Raw genomic sequence first — 5,196 nt, forward strand, 5'->3', positions numbered from 1 at the left:
GGCGGGCCGAATAGGTGCCCAGGTCGAGATGGGTGAGGCCGATGACGAAATTGACGTAGCGGGTCAGAAGCGGCGCGTCCAGGCCATGTTCGAGCCGATAGGCCTGCCGCGCTTCCAGCGACGCGCCCTCGCCCAGGGCGGTGATGGCCGGGTCGACATTGGAAAAGGACATGATGAAAAAGACGAGGAAGGTGATCCCCAGGATCATGACCGGCAATTGCACGAGCCGGCGGCCGATCAGATTGAGCACGTTCAGCATTCCGCCTGCCCCTCCTCTGCATAGGCGTCACGGGGAGCAGACCCCGGGCAATGCCCGGAGCCCGCGATGCATGGGCGCGCCGGAGGCGCGGGAACCAGCCTACTTCCTGACGCCCACGTCGAGGAAGGAGAGACCCGTGGTCGGCACCGGCGCGAAGCCTTCCAGCTCATCGCCATTCCAGGCCGTCGGCAGCTGGCGGTGCAGCAGGGGATAGAGCGGAACGTCCTCGGCGATGAGGTCCATGGCCTCGTTCCACTTGGCCTGCTGCGCCTCGCCCGAGAGGCGCTGGGCTTCGTCGAGCAGGCTGGTCAGCTTGGCGTAGTCTTCGCTGTCGGCCCAGCGATAGCGCGACTTCGGCCAGATATTGTCGCCGAACCACCACTGCATCAGGATGTCGGGGTCGTTGCCGAAGACGGACGGATCGCCAGGAGCGATCATGACCTGCATTTCGCCGGCATCGACCTTGCCGTACTGCCCGCCAGACTGGCCGATATCGAGCGTGGTGTGGAAACCGACCGCATCGAGGCCCTCCTTGATGATGGGCGCCACGTCCTTGACCCAGCCATGATCGGTGCTCATCAGCGTGATATCGAGCTCGGGAACGCCGGCTTCGGCGAGCAATTCGCGTGCCTTGTCCTGGTTGAGCGAATAGACGGTGGACGCCTCGTGGAAGTTCGGATGCGTCTCGGGCAGGAAGCCCCGGGCCGGCAAGGCGTTGCCGAGCATGCCGGTGCCGACCACCTTGTCCATGTCGATGGCATAGAAGAAGGCCTGGCGGACGCGAACATCGTCGAACGGAGCCTTGGACGTATCGAACATGGCAAAGAGCAGGCCGAAGGACTGCGCCTTTTCCACCTCGGCGATAGCCGAAACGGCGTCGATATCCACATAGGGCACATCCTCCATGGCCTGGATGGTGCCCGAGGACAACGCGTTCACGCGCGCGGTTGGGTCGGCAATCAGGTTCCAGACCATGTCGGCGGCCAATGCGGGACGGCTGCCGGTATAGGCCTCGTTACGCTCGAAGACGATTTCCGCTTCAGGAACGGCGGAAATCAGCTTGTAGGGACCGGTGCCGGTGGGCAGCTTGCCGAAAGCCTCGGGATCGGCCTCGACCAGCGCCTTGGGCACGATCTTGATCGAGCCGATGCGTTCGTTGAACAGCGAGAAGGGATATTTGTTGGTGAACTTGACCGTCTTTTCGTCAACTACTTCCACCTTGTCGATGAAAGCCACGAAAGAGCGGAACAGGGAATTGGAATTGGGGTCCAGAACACGATTGGCGGAAAAGACCACGTCTTCGGCGGTCACCGGAGTGCCGTCATGAAAGACCGCACCATCGCGCAGCTTGACGATATATTCGATGCCGTCGGCGCTGGTCGGCATTTCCGCGGCAAGAGCGGCATAGGGCTGGCGGGTCACCGGATCGAGATCGACCAGACCTTCCATCGTATGCCAGTTGGCCGCAACGGTGACGGCCCCCGAAGCGCTGAGCGGATCGAAAGTTCCCGACAGGCCATAGGCAATGCCCGCCTGAATGGTCGCATCGAGATCGATATTGTCGGTATTCACCTGCGCCACACTGGCAGACACGCCAAGCAAGGTGAACGATGCGAATGCCCCTGCCGCCAGGCAAAGGGCGCGGCGGGATATGCCGCGGGAGCTTGAAGCCATGATATTTCCTCCAGTTGACATCAGACGTCAGATGTCTTCTATCTCAAGATCAAAACCGGCGCAAGCCTTGTATCCCAGCCCAAGACAGGGGATATCGCATTAGTCTGGTGCAGACTCAGGGTGGACCCATGAGCGAAACAATGGAAAGCGCGAATAGTCAGGTGCGCATGCGACGCTCTACGACGGTCGAGCAGATCAAGCACCTGATCATGCAAAGAGGATTGCGCCCCGGTGACGCGATCCCGACCGAGGCCGAGCTATGTCACGATCTGGGCGTCTCGCGTTCATCGGTGCGCGAGGCAATCCGCACCCTGGCGACGCTGGATATCGTGGAGGTCCGGCATGGGCACGGCACGGTGGTAGGCAATATGAGCCTCGCCCCGCTGGTCGAAACACTGGTTTTTCGGGGCGCATTGGCGCCCGGCGACGATCTGGAGGCGCTGCGCGAGGTGATCGAGTTGCGCCGTGTCCTCGATCTGGCCTTTACCGATGCGGTCGTGGCCGCGCATGAGGGCAAATCCAATCCCGTGCTCGAGAGATTGGTGGCGCAGATGGCCGAATGCGCGGAAAAGGAGGAGCCTTTCCTCAGCGAGGACCGGCTGTTCCATTCCGAACTGCTCAGCCCCATCGGCAATCCGCTGGCGGTGCAACTGGTCGCGGCGTTCTGGGACATCCACACCGCAGTGCTGCCCAAGCTCGACCTGGTGCTGCCGGCCGATCTGCGCCAGACCGCCAATGCGCATGGCGATCTCTATCGCTCGGCGCAAAGAGGCGACGCCGAAGGCTATCGCAGCGCCGTTCTCGACCATTACGAACCGCTGCTGCGCATGCTCAACCGCAAGTCAAAGAACTGACCTGCCCCATACCACCCGACAGGATCCGGAATGCCCCTTCCCCTCGCCGCACTGCTGATCGCCCAACGAGATGAGGGTAAGCTCATCGAAACCCTGCCCCAGGCCTTGCTTCCAGCCGACCTGGCCACGGCCTATCAGGTGCAGACGCAGACGATGGCTGCCATTGGCCCGGTCGGCTCCTGGAAGGTGCAGCCCTATCCGGAAAGCGGCGAGCCCATGGCTTCGCCTCTTCCGCGCAGCGTCGTCTTTGCCGATGGCATGGCGGTAAATCTGCGCACATCCGCCCGGCTCTCCGTCGAGGCCGAAGTGGCCGTCACCCTCAAGGCCGACTTGCCCGGCGTGGAGAGAGGCTATGACGGCGAGGCCGTCCGCGAGGCAATCGGGACTGCTCATCTGGCCATCGAAATTCTCGCCTCACGCTTCGCCGATCCAAGCCGGCTTCCGGCGCTGGTGGGCATCGCCGATCTTCAAAACAATGGAGCCGTCGTCGTCGGCCCCGCGCTAGCCTTCTCTGAATTGCCGGAATTCGGCACCCTGGCCATGGATCTTCTGGTTGACGGCGCCTCCATCGGCAAGGTCACCGAGGGGCCGACCACGGAGCGCACCCTGCGGTCGCTCGCCTGGCTCGCCAACCACGCCGCAGAACGCGGCCTGCCGCTCAAGGCGGGCGATGTCGTTATCACCGGCGCACGCATCGGCGCCCTGCCGCTCGAGGGTAAAACCGTGAAGATCGAGGCGGCAGGCTTTCCCTCGGTCAGCGCCACATTCGATTGACGGGACTGCTGTATCGGAAAACAGGCGAGGCGGAGAGCTAAGCCTGGAAGGCCTCGAATTCGCGGGCGATGCTTTTTGCGTCGAGCCCCTGTGCGATCAGCAGCATCAGCAGAAGTCTCGCCTTCTTGCCTGACAGGATGCCGGCCGAGATCAGGTTTTTGCGCAGAAGGTCGGTTTCGGACCCTGCAAATCCATAGGTTCGGGTCAGGCCCGGCCCTGCTTGCACGCGCGTCGACAGGATCACCGGCATATGGCGCGCGATGTCGGCCAGGGCGTCCACCTGCCAATCCGGCACATGCCCGGCTCCCATGGCTTCAATCACGAGCCCCTTATATCCCAGCGCAGGGATCGAGGAGAGCAGTCGGTCATCGTCGCCGAGAACCATGGTCAGCAGGGCGACAGGAGGAAAATCGCCTATTTCCGGAGCACCCTGCTGCGGCGTCCGGTGCAGGCGGAGCTGCATATGGAATCGCGGGCTACCCTCGATCACATGGCCAACCGGCCCTGCGGAGGGAGATTGGAATGCGGAGGGCAGGAAGGTGTGGGATTTCTGCACGAAGCGGGCCGCATGGATTTCGTCGTTGAGCACGACGAGAACTCCCTGCCGCCGCGCCTCGGGCGTCGCCGCCACGCTGACGGACGCCAGCAAGTTGGCGGCACCATCGGCGCCGGGAGCCAGCGCCCCGCGCATGGCGCCGGTGACGACGACCGGGGCTTCCCCATCGAGCAGCAGATCCAGCAGGAACGCGGTTTCCTCGATCGTATCGGTTCCCTGGATGAGCACTGCGCCGGCAGCACCGGCAGTAAGACCGGCCTCGATCCGCCGGGCAGCCTCCAGGATATCATCCGGCTTCAGCGAGGCCCCCGGACGGGTCATCAGCGAAACCGCCTCGATCCTGGCGACTTCGCCCAGTCCCGGCACCGACCGCACCAGATCCTCGGCACCAAGCGTCGGCACGATTGTCCCGTCCGGCGCCGCCGTCATGGTTATCGTGCCGCCCAGGGTGACGACGAGAACGGTGGGAAGAGACATGGCCTATCCTTGTTTGAGGGAAACGCTGGGGCGGCAATCAATCGAACGCATAGAACAGATCCTCGATTTGGGTTTGGGGAGCAAGGAGCGATTGGTCGATGGCGTAGCGCCGCAGGGCTTCGATGGAATTACGGTTCGCTTCCAGCCCGTAAGGCAGGGGATGGCCGCCGGTGAGCTCCATCATCGCCAATATCTTCTCATCCTCGGCATTTTCGGCGCCACTTTCCCGGAGCCTGTCCAGATAGCGGTTCCGCGACAGCACGAAGGCATCGTAGAGCCGCCGCGGCAGGCTGGGATTTTGCTCGACGAGTTCATCCTTTATGACGATGGTGCCATGAAACGGTAGAATACCGGTGCGGGCGAACCATTCCGCTTCGCGCGCAGCGGCGTCGGGAACAAGATCGTCATAATCGGAAACGTCCGCCCCCTGCCCCAGCCCGGCATTCCCCGAGAACGCCGCGACCAGCTCGCCACGCTGCATTTTCACTGCAAGGGAAGTGCCCGGCGGGCACGGCACGACATTTTGGGGAAGCACCAGTTCCTCGATATGTTCTTCGTCGTTGACGTGCCAGCGCACACGGGAGGCATCGAGCCCGAACTCA

4 protein-coding genes and 2 pseudogenes are annotated in these 5,196 nt (G+C 63.0%); 2 read left to right on the forward strand and 4 right to left on the reverse strand.

Features of this window, described 5'->3' with window-relative positions; genetic code table 11:
* Positions 1-259: pseudogene (locus tag VDP82_RS13535) on the reverse strand (ABC transporter permease); the annotation flags it as partial.
* Positions 260-358: 99 nt separating this feature from the next.
* On the reverse strand, positions 359-1,933 hold the full coding sequence (locus VDP82_RS13540; RefSeq protein WP_323015377.1) for an ABC transporter substrate-binding protein: 1,575 nt from the start codon (positions 1,931-1,933) through the stop codon (positions 359-361).
* 167 nt (positions 1,934-2,100) lie between these two features.
* Here VDP82_RS13540 and VDP82_RS13545 point away from each other — a divergent pair, with 167 nt between their 5' ends.
* Together VDP82_RS13545 and VDP82_RS13550 are read left to right on the forward strand one after the other, a co-directional pair.
* Entirely contained in the window at positions 2,101-2,787 is a 687-nt protein-coding gene (locus tag VDP82_RS13545; RefSeq protein ID WP_323015378.1) for a FadR/GntR family transcriptional regulator, read from the forward strand.
* 30 nt (positions 2,788-2,817) lie between these two features.
* Positions 2,818-3,561 carry a 2-keto-4-pentenoate hydratase gene (locus tag VDP82_RS13550; RefSeq protein ID WP_323015379.1) on the forward strand — a complete coding sequence of 248 codons (744 nt, stop codon included), beginning with the start codon at positions 2,818-2,820 and terminating at the stop codon, positions 3,559-3,561.
* Between the two features lie 37 nt (positions 3,562-3,598).
* On the opposite strand, the gene VDP82_RS13555 is transcribed toward VDP82_RS13550, so the two are convergent.
* Together VDP82_RS13555 and VDP82_RS13560 are read right to left on the reverse strand one after the other, a co-directional pair.
* Positions 3,599-4,594 (reverse strand): asparaginase, encoded by a 996-nt coding sequence (locus tag VDP82_RS13555; RefSeq protein WP_323015380.1) that lies wholly within the window; start codon positions 4,592-4,594, stop codon positions 3,599-3,601.
* Between the two features lie 37 nt (positions 4,595-4,631).
* Positions 4,632-5,196: pseudogene (locus VDP82_RS13560) on the reverse strand (ABC transporter substrate-binding protein); the annotation flags it as partial.

Origin of the sequence: Devosia sp., from assembly GCF_034675085.1 — a bacterium.
In the GTDB taxonomy this organism is placed as follows: Bacteria; Pseudomonadota; Alphaproteobacteria; order Rhizobiales; family Devosiaceae; genus Devosia.